Source organism: Aquamicrobium sp. YD-1-mutant5, from assembly GCF_059509755.1.
The window spans coordinates 46,470-64,488 of record NZ_JCAKKP010000009.1 but is presented as its reverse complement, the minus strand read 5'-3'; the positions used below and the strand labels follow the sequence as shown (position 1 = coordinate 64,488).

19 protein-coding genes are annotated in these 18,019 nt (G+C 62.9%); 14 read left to right on the top strand and 5 right to left on the bottom strand.

What is annotated here, in order from left to right; translation table 11 throughout:
* Positions 1-20: 20 nt before the first annotated feature.
* Together pdxH and AC5XE7_RS13655 are read left to right on the top strand one after the other, a co-directional pair.
* A complete protein-coding gene (pdxH, locus tag AC5XE7_RS13660; protein ID WP_495366454.1) occupies positions 21-641 on the top strand; it encodes a pyridoxamine 5'-phosphate oxidase in 621 nt (206 codons plus the stop codon).
* 7 nt (positions 642-648) lie between these two features.
* Complete coding sequence (locus AC5XE7_RS13655) at positions 649-1,098, top strand: hypothetical protein (protein ID WP_495366453.1); 450 nt, start codon at positions 649-651, stop codon at positions 1,096-1,098.
* 3 nt (positions 1,099-1,101) lie between these two features.
* Here AC5XE7_RS13655 and AC5XE7_RS13650 read toward each other — a convergent pair whose 3' ends face one another.
* Positions 1,102-1,854, bottom strand: coding sequence for a crotonase/enoyl-CoA hydratase family protein (locus AC5XE7_RS13650; protein WP_183828145.1), 753 nt, complete (start codon positions 1,852-1,854; stop codon positions 1,102-1,104).
* Between the two features lie 22 nt (positions 1,855-1,876).
* Complete coding sequence (locus AC5XE7_RS13645; RefSeq protein ID WP_495366452.1) at positions 1,877-3,646, bottom strand: acyl-CoA dehydrogenase family protein; 1,770 nt, start codon at positions 3,644-3,646, stop codon at positions 1,877-1,879.
* A 221-nt stretch (positions 3,647-3,867) separates the two neighbouring features.
* Here AC5XE7_RS13645 and AC5XE7_RS13640 point away from each other — a divergent pair, with 221 nt between their 5' ends.
* Positions 3,868-5,037: a glycoside hydrolase family 25 protein gene (locus tag AC5XE7_RS13640; protein ID WP_495366451.1), complete on the top strand. Its 1,170-nt coding sequence runs from the start codon at positions 3,868-3,870 to the stop codon at positions 5,035-5,037.
* On the opposite strand, the gene purD is transcribed toward AC5XE7_RS13640, so the two are convergent.
* Positions 5,034-6,311: a phosphoribosylamine--glycine ligase gene (gene purD / locus AC5XE7_RS13635; protein ID WP_495366450.1), complete on the bottom strand. Its 1,278-nt coding sequence runs from the start codon at positions 6,309-6,311 to the stop codon at positions 5,034-5,036. The two genes, AC5XE7_RS13640 and purD, sit on opposite strands and share 4 nt — an antisense overlap.
* Before the next feature lie 164 nt (positions 6,312-6,475).
* Here purD and AC5XE7_RS13630 point away from each other — a divergent pair, with 164 nt between their 5' ends.
* From AC5XE7_RS13630 to AC5XE7_RS13610, 5 genes are all read left to right on the top strand, one after another.
* Positions 6,476-6,991: a GNAT family N-acetyltransferase gene (locus tag AC5XE7_RS13630; RefSeq protein WP_495366449.1), complete on the top strand. Its 516-nt coding sequence runs from the start codon at positions 6,476-6,478 to the stop codon at positions 6,989-6,991.
* A gap of 60 nt (positions 6,992-7,051) precedes the next feature.
* Positions 7,052-8,035, top strand: a complete 984-nt coding sequence (gene ubiA, locus AC5XE7_RS13625; RefSeq protein WP_495366448.1) for a 4-hydroxybenzoate octaprenyltransferase — start codon at positions 7,052-7,054, stop codon at positions 8,033-8,035.
* A gap of 129 nt (positions 8,036-8,164) precedes the next feature.
* A complete protein-coding gene (locus AC5XE7_RS13620) occupies positions 8,165-9,094 on the top strand; it encodes a DnaJ C-terminal domain-containing protein (protein ID WP_495366447.1) in 930 nt (309 codons plus the stop codon).
* Positions 9,095-9,191: 97 nt separating this feature from the next.
* Positions 9,192-10,010, top strand: a complete 819-nt coding sequence (gene fabI / locus AC5XE7_RS13615) for an enoyl-ACP reductase FabI (RefSeq protein WP_183828163.1) — start codon at positions 9,192-9,194, stop codon at positions 10,008-10,010.
* Between the two features lie 57 nt (positions 10,011-10,067).
* Entirely contained in the window at positions 10,068-10,655 is a 588-nt protein-coding gene (locus AC5XE7_RS13610; RefSeq protein WP_239800848.1) for a histidine phosphatase family protein, read from the top strand.
* Positions 10,656-10,716: 61 nt separating this feature from the next.
* Here AC5XE7_RS13610 and AC5XE7_RS13605 read toward each other — a convergent pair whose 3' ends face one another.
* Entirely contained in the window at positions 10,717-10,980 is a 264-nt protein-coding gene (locus AC5XE7_RS13605) for a DUF1344 domain-containing protein (protein WP_183828169.1), read from the bottom strand.
* A gap of 207 nt (positions 10,981-11,187) precedes the next feature.
* On the opposite strand from AC5XE7_RS13605, the gene aroC reads away from it, so the two are divergent.
* Positions 11,188-12,294 (top strand): chorismate synthase, encoded by a 1,107-nt coding sequence (gene aroC, locus AC5XE7_RS13600; RefSeq protein ID WP_495366446.1) that lies wholly within the window; start codon positions 11,188-11,190, stop codon positions 12,292-12,294.
* A gap of 89 nt (positions 12,295-12,383) precedes the next feature.
* On the top strand, positions 12,384-13,478 hold the full coding sequence (gene ribB, locus AC5XE7_RS13595; RefSeq protein ID WP_183828175.1) for a 3,4-dihydroxy-2-butanone-4-phosphate synthase: 1,095 nt from the start codon (positions 12,384-12,386) through the stop codon (positions 13,476-13,478).
* A gap of 90 nt (positions 13,479-13,568) precedes the next feature.
* On the opposite strand, the gene AC5XE7_RS13590 is transcribed toward ribB, so the two are convergent.
* On the bottom strand, positions 13,569-14,789 hold the full coding sequence (locus AC5XE7_RS13590; RefSeq protein WP_495366445.1) for an MFS transporter: 1,221 nt from the start codon (positions 14,787-14,789) through the stop codon (positions 13,569-13,571).
* Positions 14,790-14,935: 146 nt separating this feature from the next.
* On the opposite strand from AC5XE7_RS13590, the gene AC5XE7_RS13585 reads away from it, so the two are divergent.
* The 4 genes from AC5XE7_RS13585 to AC5XE7_RS13570 all read left to right on the top strand — a co-directional run bounded on the left by AC5XE7_RS13585 (position 14,936) and on the right by AC5XE7_RS13570 (position 17,991).
* Complete coding sequence (locus AC5XE7_RS13585) at positions 14,936-15,547, top strand: TetR/AcrR family transcriptional regulator (RefSeq protein WP_280199930.1); 612 nt, start codon at positions 14,936-14,938, stop codon at positions 15,545-15,547.
* Between the two features lie 63 nt (positions 15,548-15,610).
* Positions 15,611-16,540, top strand: a complete 930-nt coding sequence (locus AC5XE7_RS13580; RefSeq protein WP_495366444.1) for a histone deacetylase family protein — start codon at positions 15,611-15,613, stop codon at positions 16,538-16,540.
* Between the two features lie 5 nt (positions 16,541-16,545).
* On the top strand, positions 16,546-16,797 hold the full coding sequence (locus AC5XE7_RS13575) for an exodeoxyribonuclease VII small subunit (RefSeq protein ID WP_183828188.1): 252 nt from the start codon (positions 16,546-16,548) through the stop codon (positions 16,795-16,797).
* A 273-nt stretch (positions 16,798-17,070) separates the two neighbouring features.
* Complete coding sequence (locus tag AC5XE7_RS13570; protein WP_495366443.1) at positions 17,071-17,991, top strand: pirin family protein; 921 nt, start codon at positions 17,071-17,073, stop codon at positions 17,989-17,991.
* Positions 17,992-18,019 lie beyond the last annotated feature (28 nt).

The following is an 18,019-nucleotide window of genomic DNA, read 5'->3' as shown; positions in this document are numbered from 1 at the left end:
GTTGAAATTCGAGAAAAACTATGAGCGATGCCAAGTTAACAGATCATGACTTTACGCAGGAGGAGGAGCCGTTTCGCCTGTTTGCCCAATGGCTTGACGATGCGTCAGCTTCCGAGCCCAACGATCCGAACGCGGTAGCGGTGGCCACTGTCGATGAGGAGGGCCTGCCGGACGTGCGCATGGTGCTGCTCAAGGGCTTCGATGAGCGCGGCTTCACCTTCTACACCAATTTCGAAAGTGCCAAGGGCCGCGAAATCCTCGGCAGCATGAAGGCGGCCATGTGCTTCCACTGGAAATCACTGCGCCGGCAGGTGCGGGTGCGCGGACCTGTGGAAATCGTGTCGGATGCGGAGGCGGATGAATATTATGCCTCGCGCCCACGTGGCAGCCGGATCGGTGCCTGGGCCTCGAAGCAGTCGCGGCCGCTGGAAAGCAGGTTCGCTCTGGAAAAGGCCGTTGCCGAATATACCGCACGCCACGCGGTGGGGAGCATTCCGCGCCCTTCTCACTGGTCCGGTTTCAGAATTCTGCCGAAGACCATCGAATTCTGGCACGATCGTCCGTTCCGGCTTCATGATCGCGTCGTTTTCTCGCGCCAATCCGATAGTACGGGCTGGCAGACGACACGCCTCTATCCATGAGCGGGAAATGAACACGCGGGAAGGGCAGGCGCGGGCATTGTTCTTCAGCTACAGCCGCAACAGCAACGCCGCCCTTCTGGCGCCGGACAGCGCCGATATCGATGCGCTGGCCGGAGCTTTCGCCGACCATTTTGTTGGCGCTGGCCCGGCAGGCGTGATGGGCGGGACGAAAGATTCGTCATTCCCGGACATCCTGCGGCAGGGCTTCAGGAATTACCGGTCCATCGGCGGAACACGGTTCGAGATCATCGCTCTCGACGTGGAGATGCTGGACGACGCCAACGCCATGGTCAAAGCGGACTGGGAATTCGACTACCTTCGCCCGCGGGACGGGGCGAAGGGAACGATTGCCTTCCGCAATATCTACTTCGTCAACTTCGCCGGCGGCGAGGCAAAGATCTTTGCATGGATCACCCCGGACGAGGCTCAGGCCATGAAGGATCACGGCCTGATCTGAGGCTCAGCCCTTCTTCCGGTTCATGAAGGCCATGAGCGCGTTGCGCGCCTCTTCCGACGTCAGCCGTTCGCGGAAATGTGCACTCTCGATCCGGATGCGTTCCTTGAGCTCTTCGCGGGAGCCGAGCATGAGGTCGCGGGCGATCTTCAGGGCTTCCGGCGGCTTTTCGGCGATGTCTTCGGCTGCCGCCAGCGTCGTCTCTTCAAGCCTGTCTTCATGGACGACGCCGTAGATCAGGCCTGCCTGATGGGCGCGTTCGGCTGAAAAGCCTTCCCCGAGACCGAGCAGCGCAAAAGCGCCTTGCCGGCCGAGCAGGCGAGGAGCCAGCAGGCTGGATCCTGCTTCGGGCACGAGACCGAGATCGACGAAGGGGGTGCGGAACACGGTGCGCGGGGTGGCCAGCGTCAGGTCGCAATGCAGGTTGATGGTCGTTCCAATGCCGACGGCAATGCCATCCACACCCGACACGATCGGTTTCTGCGATCCGGCCAGCGCCAGCAGGAAATCCCACACTTCGGTTCCGCCTTCGCCGCCGGTGGCAATGGCGAGAAAATCGGCAAGATCGTTGCCTGCCGAGAAAGCGCCCGGCACGCCGAGAAAGACATGCACGCGCACCGCCGGATCGGCATCGCCGCCGGTCAGCGCGTCGGCCATGGCCGCATACATGGCGCGGGTCAGCGCATTCTTCTTTTCGGGCCGGTTCATGCGAATGAGCTGAACCGCGCCGCGCCGTTCGATCTGTATGTGATGGGTCAAGATCAGTTCCTCCCGCAGCCCGTCAGGCCGTTATCAGCGATGCGCCGGCAAGGCTGAGGCTCTCCGCACCGCCCAGCACCCGCTCTTTCAGCGCCGCGACTTCGCCCAGCATGTTCTCGGCGAAGAAGCGGGCGAGCGCAATGCGCTCGCTGTCATGGCCGGCAAGGGCCGCCTGCGCGAGATAGGCGCCGCCAGCCACCAGCGAGATCAGGCGCTGATAAGGCGTTGCGGCGCTCAGCGCCTCCTGCATGGAGTTTCCGGCAAGCTGTTCCTGCAAATAACGCGTCGCTTCGGTCAGGTCATCAAGCGCTTCGCGAAGCAATTTTTCGCAGCGGCCAAAGCCCTCCACGCCCTTCAGCCCGTCGACGATTGCGCCAAGCTCCCCGATATAGCCATGCACATGCTGGCCTTCGCCAAGCGGCAGCTTGCGGGTCACGAGGTCGATGGCCTGAATGCCGTTGGTGCCTTCGTAGATCGGCGCGATGCGGGCATCACGGTAAAGGGCGGCAGCCCCCGTTTCCTCGATGAAGCCCATGCCGCCATGCACCTGCACGCCGAGCGAGGCGACGTCCACGCCGACATCGGTGGAGAAGGCCTTGGCCAGCGGCGTGAGAAGATTGGCGCGGTCGCGCCAGTGTTGCGCCTTGTCGCCTTCCAACACGCGCGCCATGTCGATGGCATGAGCGCAGTTGTAGGAGATGGAGCGGGCGATCTGCGTCAGCGCCTTCATGGTCAGCAGATTGCGCTGAACATCGGGGTGGTGGACGATCGGCGCCATGCCTTCGCCCGTATAGGAAGCGGCCTTGCCCTGCCGGCGCTCATTGGCGTAGGCCAGCGCCTTCTGGAACGCCGCCTCTGCAATCGCCACGCCCTGCATGCCAACTGCCAGACGGGCATTGTTCATCATCGTGAACATGCAGGCGAGGCCCTTGTTTTCCTCGCCAATCAGCCAGCCGATGGCGCCGGGCTCCGCCCCGCCGAAACCGTCGCCATAGATCATGGTGCAGGTGGGCGAGCCGTGAATGCCGAGCTTGTGTTCGAGACCGGAGCAGAACACGTCGTTGCGCGCGCCGAGCGAGCCGTCCGCGTTGACGAAGAATTTCGGCACGAGGAACAGGGAGATGCCGCGCGTTCCCGCCGGCGCGTCCGGCAGGCGCGCCAGCACCAGATGCACGATGTTGTCGGTGAAATCGTGCTCGCCATAGGTGATGAAAATCTTCTGACCGAAGATGCGGTAGGTGCCGTCGCCCACGCGTTCGGCGCGGGTGCGCAGGGCTGCGAGGTCGGAACCGGCCTGCGGTTCGGTCAGGTTCATGGTGCCCATCCATTCGCCCGACACCAGCTTTTCGAGATATGTGGACTTCAGCTCATCGGTGGCATGCTTTTCCAGCGCTTCGACCGCGCCCATTGTCAGCGTCGGGCCGATGCCGAAGGCCATGGAGGCCGAGTTCCACATTTCCAGAACGGCGACCGAGAGCATCATCGGCAGACCCTGTCCGCCATATTCTTCCGGCCCGGTCAGGCTGTTCCAGCCGCCCTCGCGCCAGCGTGTGTAAAGATCCTTCCAGCCGGGAGGGGTGGTGACGGCCGCATCCTTCAGCACCGCGCCGACCTCATCGCCGGCCTTGTAAAGAGGCGCTACCTCTTCCGTGGCGAAACGCCCGGCCTCGGCCAATACCGCATCGACGAGATCGCTGCCCAGATCGCCCAGCGCGCCCGAGGCGAGCGCTTCCTCCAGTCCGGCCACATGCTTGAGAGTGAAGGCGATTTCTTCGACCGGTGCGCGATACATGCGGGCTCCTCCTGAGGCTGTTGGCGGCACTTACAGACTGCGGGGAACGGCGAGCGCCAGCTTCCCGCTTGTCCTTTTTACGTAAACGTCAAACTTTGTCACGCGGATTTTACGGACCCACCTATGATCCTCGCCTTCGGGAAAGGTGCGGCCGATGGGACGTCAACAATCTGTTAACCATAAATGGTGAGGATTGCCGGTCAATCGCAAGGAACACCGGCTTGGGAGCAACGCAATCAGACTTTTGGCGCAGGCTGTTCGCCGCGGCGGCAATTGCCTTTGCCGCGCCGTCCACCGCGCTTGCGTCCGATTTCAGCGAGCCGTGGAAACGCGATGACCGCGCGCTGGTCATCGATGCCTACGAATATAATTCGATAGACTGGGCCGAGCTTGCGAGCGACAAGCGCATCGTCGGCTTCATCAACAAGGCCTCCGACGGGCTGCCTCCGCCCTATGCGTGCAAGGGTGACGAGACCGAGGTGCGCTTGTGCCGGGCGCTGTTTCGCCGCCATGCGGTGGCAAAGGAGCTGTTTCAGACACGGCGCACCGTGGCGCGGGCGCTCGGCCTCGAATGGGGCGCCTATCATCTTGCCCGTCCCGGCAATCCGATCGAACAGGCGAACAATTTCATCGATTTCGCGCGGCCCGGTCCGGATGACCTGATGGCGCTCGACATCGAGGACAATGATCCGGAAAAGTGGATGTCGCTGGCCGACGCCGAGGAATTCGTGCGCCATGTGCATCGCCGCGTCGGACGCTTCCCGGTTCTCTACACCAACGGCTCGACCGCACAGCATATCGCCGACCACCGCCATCTCTATCCGCTGCTGTCGCGGCTGCCGCTCTGGTATGCGCGCTACAAGCCCGAGATCGACATGCATTTCCCAAAAGGCAACTGGCAGAGCTACGCGCTGTGGCAGTTCGCAACGCAGGCCAACTGCAACGCCCGGCGCTGCCCGTATCGCGTGCCCGGAACGCCGACCGATATCGACGTGAACGTCGCGGCGATGACGGCAGAGGAACTGCGTACTGCCTGGCCTTTCGGCGGTCTGGTCGGCGTGCCGGTCGATATGCTGTTTCGCGTGCCGGTGCCCGTCGCGCGCGCCGACGCGCTGGAGGGTGAAGTTACCATCGCATACGCCGATGTCGCCCGGCTGCCGACATTTTCAATGCTGGCGGAAGCGGCCGGCGAAGGCTGGCGCCGGATGCGTTATGGCTGGGCCGTGGCGATGAGCGGGCCTTACAAGGGCCGGTATCGCCATGGAATGGCGGAATATGCAGCTGGCAAGCTGGAGGCCTTCCAGCAGATGGTCGCCGACGCCGAATCCGCAGCCGGGATCGACCCGATAGCCACCGGATCGATCCCGGCTGCGGATTCGGCGAAGGATTAGCCTCTTTCGCGCTCCACCGCACGCCAGCCGATGTCGCGGCGGCAGAAGCCTTCCGGCCAGTCGATGCGCTCGACAGCTTCATAGGCACGTTTCTGCGCCTCGCCGGCGCTGGTGCCCATCGCGGTGACGTTCAGCACCCGGCCGCCATTGGCGATCAGTTCTCCATCACGCATCGCCGTGCCGGCATGAAAGATTTCCACATTCTCACCTGTAGCCGCAGCTTCGACGCCACGGATGACGCTGCCTTTTTCCGGCGAGGCCGGATAGCCCTTCGCGGCCATCACAACGGTCAGCGCCGTTTCGTCGCGCCAGCGGGCGGATGTATGGGCGAGCTGACCATCCACAGCGGCGTTGAGCAGCACCAGCAGATCTTCCTTCAGGCGCATCATCAGCACCTGGCATTCGGGATCGCCGAAGCGGGTGTTGTATTCGATCAGCTTCGGGCCTTCGTCATCGATCATCAGACCGACGAACAGCACGCCCTGAAAGGGGTTGCCCATTTCGGCCATGCCGCGCATGGTGGGCTCCACGATCTCGCGCATGGTGCGTTCGATGATTTCGGGCGTCATCACCGGCGCGGGCGAATAGGCGCCCATGCCGCCCGTGTTGGGCCCGGTGTCGCCGTCGCCGACGCGCTTGTGGTCCTGCGCCGTGCCGAAGGGCAGCGCCGTCCTGCCGTCGCACAGACAGAAGAAGCTGGCTTCCTCGCCCGTGAGGAATTCCTCGATCACCACTTCGGCCCCCGCAGCGCCGAAGGAGCCGTCGAAACAGGCTTCCAGTGCCTCGATGGCTTCGGGCAGCGTCATCGCCACGGTCACGCCCTTGCCGGCGGCGAGGCCATCGGCTTTGACGACGATCGGCGCACCCTGTTCGCGCACATAGGCCTTTGCCGGCTCAAGCGCCGAAAAACGCCCGTAGGCGCCGGTCGGGATGTTGAAGCGGGCGCACAGGTCCTTGGTGAAACCCTTGGAGCCTTCCAGTTGCGCTGCGGCTTTCGAGGGGCCGAAAACGCGGATGCCCGCCGCCCGCAGATCGTCGGCAAGGCCGGCCACCAGCGGCGCTTCCGGCCCGATGACGACGAGATCGATTGCCTGATCGAGGCAGAAGCGACGCACCGCATCGTGATCGCCGATGTCGAGCGCCACCAGTTCGGCTTCCTCGGCGATGCCGGGATTGCCCGGTGCAGCGTAAAGCTTTGTCAGCAAAGGCGACGCCGCCAGCCGCCACGCCAGCGCATGCTCGCGGCCACCGGAGCCGAGAAGGAGAACGTTCATGGGCAGACCTCGCGCGTGTCGGATTGCAAGGGTTTCCGCTATTGGCGATGGCTATCAAGGTCAAGGCGTAATGCCCGATTTGCGGCTGTTTCCACCAAAGCTCAGGTCATTGCGTCCGCTGGCGACAAATCCCATCTGGGATACATGCAAACTGAGGTGAAGCCATGCCTGTCATAACCGAACGCGCCGACACCGCTGAATTCGTCGCAGCAGGGCAGGGAGATTTCAGCTTCATGGTCGAGGCGTTCGCCGAACCGGAATTCGGCAAGCCGGTGACCGATTGGATCAGGACCCCGGTCGTACCGTACCTTAAGAATTACGGCGAAGACGGCGGGATTGATGACGGGACGGCGCTGTTCATCGCAAGGCTGGATGACCGACTTGCAGGGCACATGGTCCTTTCACGCAACTGGAATGGCTATGCGCTGATTGAGACGATCGGTGTCGACCGCAGCATGCGCGGGCAGGGAATCGGCTCCGCGCTGATCGAACAGGCAATCGCTTGGACAAAAGTGGAAAACCTGCCCGGCCTGATGCTGGAAACGCAGAACAACAACCTTGCCGCCTGTGCGCTCTATGAGAAGCATGGCTTTCGTCTGGGCGGCATCGACCGCTGCCTCTATCGGGGCCTGGACCCGCAAAGCAGCGAGATCGCCCTGTTCTGGTATCGCGAGGTTTAGCGGCGGAGTGCTTCAACCTGCGGCTTGACGCTCGCGCCCGCTCCTGCCACTTGAACCACCATGGAAACCATTCAGACGAAAGCATCGCAGGGACGCGTCGCCGATGCGCCGAGCGATCATTGGGTTTATCGTGTTCTGCCGCGTGCCCTGTGGCCGTACGCGCAGCTTGCGCGCTGGGACCGTCCCATCGGCTGGCAGCTTCTTCTGTGGCCGTGCTGGTGGTCGGCTGCGATGGCGGCATCGGCCTATGCCCGCCCGGAAGATACGCTGGACTCGCTTCTGCCCCTGCCGTCGACGCTGATTCTCTTCTTCATCGGTGCCGTCGCCATGCGGGGCGCCGGCTGCACCTACAACGACATCGTTGATGTGAACATCGACAATCAGGTCGAGCGCACGCGCTCGCGCCCGCTGCCGTCGGGCAAGGTCAGCCGTCGCAAGGCGTGGCTGTTCCTCGTCCTGCAGGCGCTGGTCGGCCTTGCGGTTCTGCTGCAGTTCGACAGCTTCACCATCCTGCTCGGCATCTGCTCGCTGGCGGTTGTTGCGGCCTATCCGTTCATGAAGCGCATCACCAACTGGCCGCAATTCGTGCTTGGGCTCGCCTTCTCGTGGGGCGCGCTGATGGGCTGGTCGGCCGAGTTCGGCGATGTCAACGAGCCGGCCATCCTGCTCTATGTCGGCGCGATCATGTGGACGATCGGCTATGACACCATCTACGCCCATCAGGACAAGGAGGACGACGCCATCGTCGGCGTCAAATCCACCGCGCGCCTCTTCGGAGAGAATACGAAGGCGTGGCTGATCGTGCTCTATGGCGGCGCACTGATGTGCTTTGCCGTAGCCTTCGCCAATGCGCAGGTGCCGATGCCGTCCATGGCCGGCCTCATCGCCGCGGCCGTTCATATGGGGCGTCAGATCGTCGTGCTCGACATCGATGACGGCGACCAGTGCCTGAAACTGTTCCGGTCGAACAATCAGGTCGGGTGGCTGATCTTCCTCGGTCTTGTTGGCGGTGCCTGCTGGAATTTCCTCAAGCCGATGATCTAGGCGAGAACCCCGTCGTCCGGCTCGCGTTGCCTGCCGGATCGAAGAATTGCCCCGCGGCTCTGGAATTTCTTCCTATGCGAGTACATATAATGGCCGACACCAACCCCGTTCATCTGGCAGGCAGGTTATATGCGCGACCCGTATGAGGTGCTGGGCGTTGCAAGGAACGCCTCGGCAAAGGAAATCAAGTCGGCCTATCGAAAACTGGCCAAGAAGTATCACCCGGACCAGAATCCGGATGATCCGAAGGCCAAGGATCATTTCGCGGCTGCAAATCAGGCTTATGAGATCGTCGGCGACGAGAAGCAGCGCGCAGCCTTCGACCGTGGCGAGATCGGCCCGGACGGCAAGCCGCTGTTCCAGGGCTTCGAGGGCGCGGCCGGCGGCGATCCCTTTTCCGGATTCCGGCGCCAGCAGGGGCCGGGAGGGACGCATTTTGAGTTCCGTGGCAATGGTCCCGGCGGCGAAGCTTTCGGCGAGGATATTTTCAGTCACATTTTCGGCGATGCCTTCGCCCGCCAGCAGGGCGCGCGTTCTTCTGGCGGTGAACGCAGGGGCCAGGCTCCGCGCGGTCAGGACATCAATGTCGAGCTTGGTATCAGCATCGAGGAAGCGGCAACGACACCGAAGGTGACGGCCCAGTTTCCCGATGGCCGCAAGATCGCCGTCAAGCTGCCCGCCTTTGTCGAGGACGGGCAGACCATCCGTCTCAAGGGGCAGGGCGCGCAGGGCTATGGCGCACCGGGCGATGCACTGGTCAAGATCCGCTTCCTGAACCATCCGCGTTATACCGTGGAAGGGCGCGATCTGCATGTCGACCTGCCGGTGCCCCTTCGTGACGCGGTTTTGGGGGCCAAGATCGCTGTGGAAACGCCAACCGGCAAACTGGCCGTCAATGTGCCGGCATGGTCCAGTTCCGACAAGGTGCTGCGCCTGAAGGGCAAGGGTCTGCCGACGAAGGCCGGCGGGCATGGCGACCTCTATGTGCATGTCCGGCTGATGCTGCCGGAAGGCGGCGACAGTGAGCTTGAGGCGCTGATGCGCGCGAAGAAGGTGTGACCGGCAGTCGGTTCATTGACGTTTGAGACCTTGAAGCCCGCAAGCGCCTGTGCGATAGGGCTTGCTCTCAAGCGGACAATTTGCGGAGAACGCTGACATGGCGGGTGTACAGGGCCTCATGGCCGGGAAGCGTGGCCTCATTCTGGGTGTCGCCAACAATCGCTCCATCGCTTTCGGTATCGCCAGGGCCTGTGTCGATCACGGAGCCGAAATCGCGCTGACCTATCAGGGCGAGGCGTTCAAGAAGCGCGTTGAGCCGCTGGCGGCTGAGCTCGGCGCGCATATCGCCGGCCATTGCGACGTGACCGATCCGGAAAGCCTGGATGCGGTGTTTGCGGAGGTCGAGCGCCATTTCGGCAAGATCGACTTTCTGGTGCACGCCATCGCCTTCTCCGACAAGGAGGAGCTGGACGGGCGCTATGTCGAGACGACTCGCGCCAACTTCAACCGCACCATGGAAATCTCGGTGTTTTCCTTCACCGACATCGCCAGGCGCGCCGAAGCGATCATGAACGATGGCGGCTCGCTGCTCACGCTGACCTATTACGGCGCCGAGAAGGTGATGCCGCATTACAACGTGATGGGCATTGCCAAGGCAGCACTTGAAGCCAGCGTTCGCTATCTGGCCGTCGATCTCGGCGGACGCGGCATCCGCGTCAACGCCATCTCGGCCGGTCCGATCAAGACGCTGGCCGCATCGGGCATCGGCGACTTCCGCTATATCCTGAAGTGGAACGAGTACAACTCGCCGCTCAAGCGCACCGTCACGCCGGAAGAGGTCGGTGATTCGGGCCTCTATCTGCTGTCCGACCTGTCACGCGGCGTTACCGGCGAGGTGCATCACGTCGATTCCGGCTATCATGTCGTGGGCATGAAGGCTGTCGATGCCCCGGACATCTCCACCATCAAGGACTGACACTCCACATTTCTTTTCGGCCTCCGGGCCGAGGTTGTCAGAGGATACCCCCGGAAAATGCCTGCGCCTGTTTATGTGGTGCGTCACGGTCAGACCGACTGGAACGCGGAACTTCGTCTTCAGGGGCAGGCCGACATCGATCTCAATGCCCTCGGCCGGGAGCAGGCGGCGGCCAACGGACGCGCGCTCGCCGGCCTGATCGGTGATGCGGCAGGATATGATTTCGTTGCAAGCCCGATGGCGCGCACCCGCCACACGATGGAGCTGTTGCGCGGTGCCATGGGTCTCGACCCGATGGCCTACCGGATGGACGAGCGCCTCAAGGAGCTGAATTTCGGCGACTGGCAGGGCTATACGGCCGACGAGCTGGAAGCGCTGCATCCGGGCTCGACGCGCGAGCGCCATCTTGCCAAATGGGATTTCCAGCCGCCCGGCGAAGGGGCGGAAAGCTATCAGATGCTTCTGGAGCGGGTGACGCCTGTATTTCGCACCTTGCAGGGTCCCTCAGTCTGCGTGACCCATGGCGGAGTGATCCGCGGGCTGTTCCGCTTCGCCGGTGGGCTGAGCAAGGAAGAAGCCTGCGCGCTCACCATTCCGCAGGATCGCATCCTGCGCTGGCAGGGCGACAGGCTGGACTGGCTCTGAGAGCATTTCTGTCCGCCGCCGCCTGCCTTATTCGACCACCTGCCTTATTCGACCACCTGCCTTATTCGACCACCTGCATGTCGGTGATGACGTTTTCGCCGCCGGTCACGTCGTAGGCGATGACGACTTCCATTCCGGCGCTGAGTGCGTCCACATCCATTTCGGCGTTGAGCTTGTAGGACTTGCCGTTATCCAGCGTCAGGGTCATGTTTTCCTTGCTGACCTGTTTGATGGTCCCTTCGGCCTGCTCGGCCAGGGCCATGCCCGAGAGCATCAGGAGGGCTGCAGCGGCGCCAGCGAAAATGCGCCCGATTCGAATTTGCATGTGTCGTCCTCTTGTTTCTTGCTCCGGCCTGACGCCGGTTGATTGCGGAGACGCGGCGATGTGAACAGAACCAGCCCAATGTGTCAAAGCTTAGACGCCGTCGATGACGGTTTGACCACCGCAAAAAACGCCAATAGAACGCTGGCAACATCGGATCGGGACCGGGCCATCCAACAGGCCCCGGCGTGAAAAGGCAGGGATTTGCCAATGTCGCACAACACGTTCGGCCATATGTTCCGCGTCACAACATGGGGCGAAAGCCATGGTGCCGCGCTTGGCTGCGTGGTTGACGGATGCCCGCCCGGCATCCGCTTTACGCTGGCAGACATCCAGTCGGAACTCGACCGACGCCGTCCGGGGCAGTCGCGCTTCGTCACGCAAAGGCGCGAACCCGATCAGGTGAAGGTGCTCTCGGGCTTCGTCTTCGATGACGATGGCGAGACGATGATCACCACCGGCACGCCGGTCTCTATGCTGATCGAGAATGTCGACCAGCGCTCGAAGGACTATGGCGAGATCGCGCGGCAGTATCGCCCCGGCCATGCCGACTACACCTATGACGTCAAATACGGCCTGCGCGACCATCGCGGCGGCGGACGCTCATCCGCGCGCGAAACCGCTGCGCGCGTCGCCGCCGGCGCTCTTGCCCGCAGGATAGTGCCCGGCCTCGTGGTGCGCGGCGCTCTGGTTTCCATGGGCGTGAAGGACATCGACCGCGCCAACTGGGACTGGGATTTCGTCGGCCATGAAGACAATCCGTTCTTCACGCCGGACCCGGCTTCGGTTCCTGTTTTCACAAGCTATCTGGACGAAATCCGCAAGGCCGGCTCCTCGGTCGGGGCAATTGTCGAGATCGTGGCGGACGGCGTTCCGGCAGGCCTTGGTGCGCCGCTTTACGGCAAGCTCGATCAGGACATTGCCGGCAACCTGATGTCGATCAACGCGGTCAAGGGCGTGGAAATCGGCAACGGCTTCGAGGCGGCCCGCATCACCGGCGAGGAGAATGCCGACGAGATGCGCATGGGCAATGACGGTCGCCCGATGTTTCTGTCCAACAAGGCTGGCGGCATCCTTGGTGGCATTTCGACCGGCGCGCCGGTGGTGGCGCGTTTTGCGGTGAAGCCGACATCCTCGATCCTGACCCCGCGCCTTTCGATCGACAAGGATGGGGCGGAAGTGGAAGTGCGCACCAAAGGACGCCACGATCCGTGCGTCGGCATTCGCGCCGTACCGGTGGGAGAGGCCATGGTCGCCTGCGCCATCGCCGATCATTATCTGCGCCATCGCGGCCAGACGGGCAGGGCGGACGCGTAGCCGGCTGCGAAAGGGCGGACTTGCCCGTCCCTGTTCGAGGCCTTATGCCGTTTCTTATTCCGTCGTTCTTTTTTAGCGAAGCGAGCCTCATGTCCTACGACCAGAAGAAGATCGTTGAAGCCATCCGCGCTTTCGAGCGCGGCGAGATCGTCGTGGTCATGGATGATGACGGGCGCGAGAATGAGGGCGATCTGATCGTCGCCGCCGTCCACTGTACGCCGGAGAAGATGGCCTTCATCGTGCGCCACACCTCCGGCATCGTCTGCACGCCGATGCTGCGCGAGGATGCGCGCCGGCTCAACCTTGCGCCGATGGTGGCGGAAAACGATTCCGCCCACACCACCGCCTTCACTGTTTCGGTCGATTTCAAGCATGGCACGACGACCGGCATTTCGGCGGACGATCGCACGCTGACCGTGCGCAATCTGGCCAATGGCAATGTCGGCCCGTCCGATTTCGTGCGCCCGGGCCACATCTTCCCGCTCATCGCCCGCGAAGGCGGTGTTTTGATGCGCTCGGGCCATACGGAAGCGGCCGTCGACCTGTGCAAGCTGGCCAATCTGCCGCCCGTCGGCGTCATTTCCGAACTGGTCAATGACGATGGAACGGTGATGCGCGGGCCTCAGGTGCAGGCGTTCGCAGAGAAGAACGGGCTGAAGCAGGTTTCAGTGGCAGACCTCATCGCCTACCGCCAGCGGCAGGAAACGCTGGTCGAACGCGTCGCCAGCACCGACATAGAGACACCCGGCGGCAAGGCCAGACTTTATGCCTATACGCTCCCCTGGGATCCGATGCAGCATCTCGCCGTGGTCTTCGGCGACATTCGCGATGGCGAGGAAGTGCCGGTGCGCCTGCATCCGGAAAATGTCGTTTCCGACGTGTTCGGAACGGGCGGCAGGCTGGATGGTATCATGGAGACGATGGGTGCACAGCAGCGCGGCGTCATCGTCTATCTGCGGGAAGGATCCGTCGGTGTCGGCCAGAAGGAAAGCCGTAGCCGGGGCGGAGATGAGGATCACGAGGAAGCCCGCAATCGCGAGAACGAGTGGCGCGAGATCGGACTGGGGGCGCAGATCCTGAAGGATCTCGGCATTTCGTCGATCAATCTCATCGCCTCGCGCGAGCGTCATTATGTCGGGCTGGAAGGCTTCGGCATTCGCATCGTCTCGACCGAAATCCGATAAGCATTTCGCGTTCATAGCGCATCAGGCGAAAGACCTTTGAAATGCGGGCTCCGGAGAGATTCCCCGGAGTCTGCGAGCTTTGATGCCTCATCACTCCGCCGGCTGCGCCAGAGTGTTGCCGGGTATTTCCTGCCGGCCGCCGGCAAGGCTCTTCTGGCCGGAAAGTACTGTCAGCAGGGAGGCAAAGGCGGCTGCGACCGACACAAAGAAGCCGCTGTGCGCGCCGAATGTGTCGACGACCCAGCCGGCCGCGAAGGCTCCGAGCGCCATGCCGATGCCGATGCCCGTCATCACCCAGGTGATGCCTTCCGTCAGCATCGCTTCTGGCACGCGCCGCTCGATCAGGCCGAAAGCGGTGATGAAGGTCGGCGAGATCGCCAGCCCGCTGATGAATACGGTTATGGCCAGCATCAACACTGTGTCAGCGAGAAGCAGCGGCAATGTGGTAAGTGCGATGGCCGCTACCGATATGAGCATCCGTCGGGGCAGCGGCATCGTGAGGTTGAGGCCTCCCACGATGATGCCGACGATGAAGGACCCCAGCGCATAGACGCCGATCACGAGGCTGGCCGCACCCGGCTGGCCCAGTTCCTTCGTCATCGCGACCGTACTGACCTCGGCGGTGGCGAAGATGACCCCGACGAAGATCAGCGCAAGCGTGATGATCTGGACCGGGCGCAGGCGGATCGCTGACCCCGTGGCGCGTTCGGCCGATGGCTCCAGACGCGGTTCCGTAGAACGCTGCAGGAGGAATGCCGCCGTGCCGACGGCGAGGAACAGTGTGCTTGCCAGCATCCCGGCTTCGGGAAACAGCGCCACGCTCAAGCCGACCGACAGCGATGCACCGGCGATATAGACCAGCTCATCCGCGACGGATTCGAAGGCGAAGGCCGTGTACAGTCCGGGCTGGTCCCTGAAAATGCCGGTCCAGCGCGCCCGCACCATTGCCGGTATGCTGGGCATGGTAGCGGCAAGCAGGGCGGATGCGAACAATGTCCACACCGGCCAATGCTGGTTGGTGGCGACGATCAGGACAAGGAAGGCGATTGCGGAAATCGTCGCGGCGGGCGCGGCCACTGTGGTCTGGCCCAGACGGTCGATCAGCCGTGAAATCTGCGGCGCCAGAAATGCGTTGGTCAGCGCATAGGTGGCGGAGACCGCACCGGCCAGCCAGTATTCGCCGTGAGTCTGGGACAGCATGGCCACGATGCCGATTGGCGCCATGGCGATGGGAAGACGCGCGATGAAGCCGGCGGCGGCGAAGCCTTTCGTGCCGGGCGCGCGGAATATCTCGCTGTAGGGATTGGGCATCTGGAATGCTCCTCGACATTTGGTGGAGCGCCACTTACATAGTTTCGCATACGTGGCGTATGCGAAACGAGATAGCGACATACGCCGCGTATGTCAATTGACATACATTACGTATGCGAGTGAACATATGTGAATGGATGGAGAGAATGCGCAAGCCACGCTCGGAAATGATCGCTGAAACCCGCGCCAAACTGATTGACGCCGCCCGCAAGGCGTTTGTCGAAAAGGGGTATGCCGAGGCGTCCATGGATGATTTCACCGCCGAGGCGGGGCTGACCCGCGGCGCCCTTTATCACCACTTCGGCGACAAGAAGGGTCTGCTGCTGGCGGTGATCGTCGAGATCGATGCCGAGATGTCGGAGCGTCTGGCTGCTGCTGCGGACATGTCGGCGAGCCGCTGGCAGCGTTTCGTGGACCAGAACGTCAACTATCTGAACATGGCGCTGGAGCCGGAGATACAGCGCATTGTGCTGTGTGACGGTCCTGCCGTTCTGGGCAATCCCTCCGCCTGGCCGACCGCCCTGAACTGCATCGAGGTGATCTCGTCGGGCATCCGGGAGCTTCAGGAAGAGGGCGTGGTGCGGGAGATGGACGCGGAAGCCGCCGCTAGGCTGATCACCGGTGCATCCACCTTCGCCGCCCAGTGGATCGCCAATGCGCCTGACCCTGCCGCCGCTGCGGGCAAGGCGGTGGAGGCTTTCAAGATGCTTCTGGATGGATTGCTGCTCGATGACGCAACGCCCGGTTCCGCCTGTTGACAGAGCGCCGTCCCGTGGCTTCTGGCATGGCAAAAAGTCGGGCAAAAGCCTATATCAGGTCGGATGACGACCCGCCTCTACAGCCATCCGGTCTATCTGGAGCACCTGACGCCGCCGGGACATCCGGAGCGGCCTGACCGGCTGCGCGCCATCGAGCGCGTGCTGATGGAAGAGCCATTCGAATTGCTGGACCGCGCCGAGGCCCCTCAGGGCGACGAGGCAACGCTTCTTTATGCCCACCCCGAAAGCTATGTGGAGCGGCTGCGTGCGGCCGTACCGGAGGAGGGTATCGCCACCCTCGATGGCGACACCGTCATGAGCCCGAAGAGCTGGGATGCCGCCCTTACCGCGATCGGCGCGGCGAATGCGGCGGTGGACGACGTATTCTCGGGCGCCGCCGACAATGTGTTCGTAGCCTCGCGCCCGCCCGGCCATCATGCCGAGAAAGCCGCGGCTATGGGCTTCTGCCTGTTCAACAATGCCGCGATCGCCGCCCGCCATGCACAGAAGAAGCATGGCGCAGAGCGCGTCGCCATCATCGACTGGGACGTCCACCACGGCAATGGCACGCAGGACATCTTCTGGGATGATCCGAGCGTTCTCTATTGCTCGACGCACCAGCTTCCCCTGTTTCCGGGCAGCGGACGGCGCAACGAAACCGGCGCGTTCGGCAATGTCGTCAACGTGCCGCTGGCACCCGACACGGGCTCCGATGCGTTCCGCGAGGCCTTCGGCACCCGCATCCTGCCCCGCATCGATGATTTCGCGCCGGATCTCATCATCATCTCGGCCGGTTTCGATGCCCACCACCGCGATCCGCTGGCGGACATAAACCTGACCGAGGACGATTTCGACTGGGCGACGGGCTATGTGCTGGAACGCGCGGCGCGCTATTGCGACAACCGGCTCGTCAGCCTGCTGGAAGGCGGCTACGACCTGCACGGGCTGGCGTTTTCGGTTGCGGCCCATGTCGGCCGCCTGATGAAGGGATAGAATGCATGGAAGCTTCGACCAACGAAGACGTGAAGGCGATGAGCTTCGAGCAGGCGCTCGATGCTCTGGAAAAGATCGTCGAGGACCTTGAGCGTGGCGAGGTACCGCTCGACCAGTCGATCCGCATCTACGAGCGGGGCGAGGCCCTGAAGGCCCATTGCGATCGCCTGCTGAAGGCGGCCGAGGACAAGGTGGAGAAGATCAGGCTCGCCCGCGACGGCAAGCCCGCCGGCACCGAGCCCCTCGACGCGGAGTAAGCTGCGGGCGGCGGGCCCGAAAGTGACGGACATTGAACGGTCCGTTATCCGAACGACGCTTTCCGACAGGCCTGGTGCGGCCTACATTGCAGGCATCAGAGCGCCGAACGCGATGACACTCGTGCAAGGCAGGCTCTGGCATTCTGAATGGGCATCGGCACAATCCGAAAATGTCGGACAGCTTCGCTCCGATGCTCAATCAAAGTGCTGGAGCGTCCCTTGTGCGTCCGATAGGACGCACGGCGCTCAGGACGCCAACCTGTGAGGCAGGCCATGAGCTTTTTTCCCGGAAACGACCCCAATGTCGGCGATGCTTTCGCCTGCGATCAGATCGAACTCATGGTCGTACCCAATGCCCGTGACATTGACGGATTTCAGGTGCGCCGCGCGTTGCCGACGGCCCGTCGCCGGCTGGTCGGCCCTTTCATCTTCTTCGACCGCATGGGCCCCGCGATTTTGAGGGCCGGCGAGGCTCTGGACGTGCGGCCGCATCCGCATATCGGCTTGTCCACCGTCACCTATCTGTTCGACGGCAAGATCAGGCACCGCGATTCGCTCGGCACCGAAATGGTGATCGAGCCGGGCGACGTGAACCTGATGACGGCTGGCCGTGGCATCGTCCATTCCGAGCGCACGCCCGAGGAACTGCGCGGTGCGCCAATGTCCGTCTCCGGGCTGCAGACCTGGCTCGCCCTGCCGGATGGCAAGGAAGAGGTCGCTCCGGTATTCGATCACACGGTGAAGGCCGAGCTTCCGCGCTTCGAGGCTGAGGGTGTGAAGGGCAGGGTCGTCATCGGCTCGTTCGAGGGCATGAACTCGCCTGTCTCGGTGGCGTCGAAGACGCTCTATGCCGATATCCGGCTGGAGGCCGGGGCCAGCGTGAAAATACCGCAGGATGCCGAGGAACGGGCCATCTATACGCTGGACGGAGAGGTTTCCATCTCCGGCGATCGTTTCCCCGCGGACCGGCTTCTGGTTTTCAAACCCGGCGACGAGATCGTGGTGAGTTCAGAGCGCGGCGCGCATTTCATGCTGTTTGGCGGCGACTCGCTGGGCAGCAAACGCTACATATGGTGGAATTTCGTCTCCTCCTCGAAGGAACGCATCGAGCAGGCCAAGGAAGAATGGCGTACCGGCCGCTTCGATATCGTGCCGGGCGATGAGGAAGAATTCGTACCGCTGCCAAAGGGCTGAGCAATAACGCTCCCGGGCTGCGGGCGGC

Coding starts and splice junctions, on each gene's coding strand:
- pdxH (WP_495366454.1), top strand. CDS start 21: ATGAGCGATGCCAAGTTAACAGATCATGACTTTACGCAGGAGGAGGAG.
- AC5XE7_RS13655 (WP_495366453.1), top strand. CDS start 649: ATGAACACGCGGGAAGGGCAGGCGCGGGCATTGTTCTTCAGCTACAGC.
- AC5XE7_RS13645 (WP_495366452.1), bottom strand. CDS start 3,646: ATGTATCGCGCACCGGTCGAAGAAATCGCCTTCACTCTCAAGCATGTG.
- purD (WP_495366450.1), bottom strand. CDS start 6,311: ATGAACGTTCTCCTTCTCGGCTCCGGTGGCCGCGAGCATGCGCTGGCG.
- AC5XE7_RS13630 (WP_495366449.1), top strand. CDS start 6,476: ATGCCTGTCATAACCGAACGCGCCGACACCGCTGAATTCGTCGCAGCA.
- ubiA (WP_495366448.1), top strand. CDS start 7,052: ATGGAAACCATTCAGACGAAAGCATCGCAGGGACGCGTCGCCGATGCG.
- AC5XE7_RS13620 (WP_495366447.1), top strand. CDS start 8,165: ATGCGCGACCCGTATGAGGTGCTGGGCGTTGCAAGGAACGCCTCGGCA.
- fabI (WP_183828163.1), top strand. CDS start 9,192: ATGGCGGGTGTACAGGGCCTCATGGCCGGGAAGCGTGGCCTCATTCTG.
- AC5XE7_RS13610 (WP_239800848.1), top strand. CDS start 10,068: ATGCCTGCGCCTGTTTATGTGGTGCGTCACGGTCAGACCGACTGGAAC.
- AC5XE7_RS13605 (WP_183828169.1), bottom strand. CDS start 10,980: ATGCAAATTCGAATCGGGCGCATTTTCGCTGGCGCCGCTGCAGCCCTC.
- aroC (WP_495366446.1), top strand. CDS start 11,188: ATGTCGCACAACACGTTCGGCCATATGTTCCGCGTCACAACATGGGGC.
- ribB (WP_183828175.1), top strand. CDS start 12,384: ATGTCCTACGACCAGAAGAAGATCGTTGAAGCCATCCGCGCTTTCGAG.
- AC5XE7_RS13590 (WP_495366445.1), bottom strand. CDS start 14,789: ATGCCCAATCCCTACAGCGAGATATTCCGCGCGCCCGGCACGAAAGGC.
- AC5XE7_RS13585 (WP_280199930.1), top strand. CDS start 14,936: ATGCGCAAGCCACGCTCGGAAATGATCGCTGAAACCCGCGCCAAACTG.
- AC5XE7_RS13580 (WP_495366444.1), top strand. CDS start 15,611: ATGACGACCCGCCTCTACAGCCATCCGGTCTATCTGGAGCACCTGACG.
- AC5XE7_RS13575 (WP_183828188.1), top strand. CDS start 16,546: ATGGAAGCTTCGACCAACGAAGACGTGAAGGCGATGAGCTTCGAGCAG.
- AC5XE7_RS13570 (WP_495366443.1), top strand. CDS start 17,071: ATGAGCTTTTTTCCCGGAAACGACCCCAATGTCGGCGATGCTTTCGCC.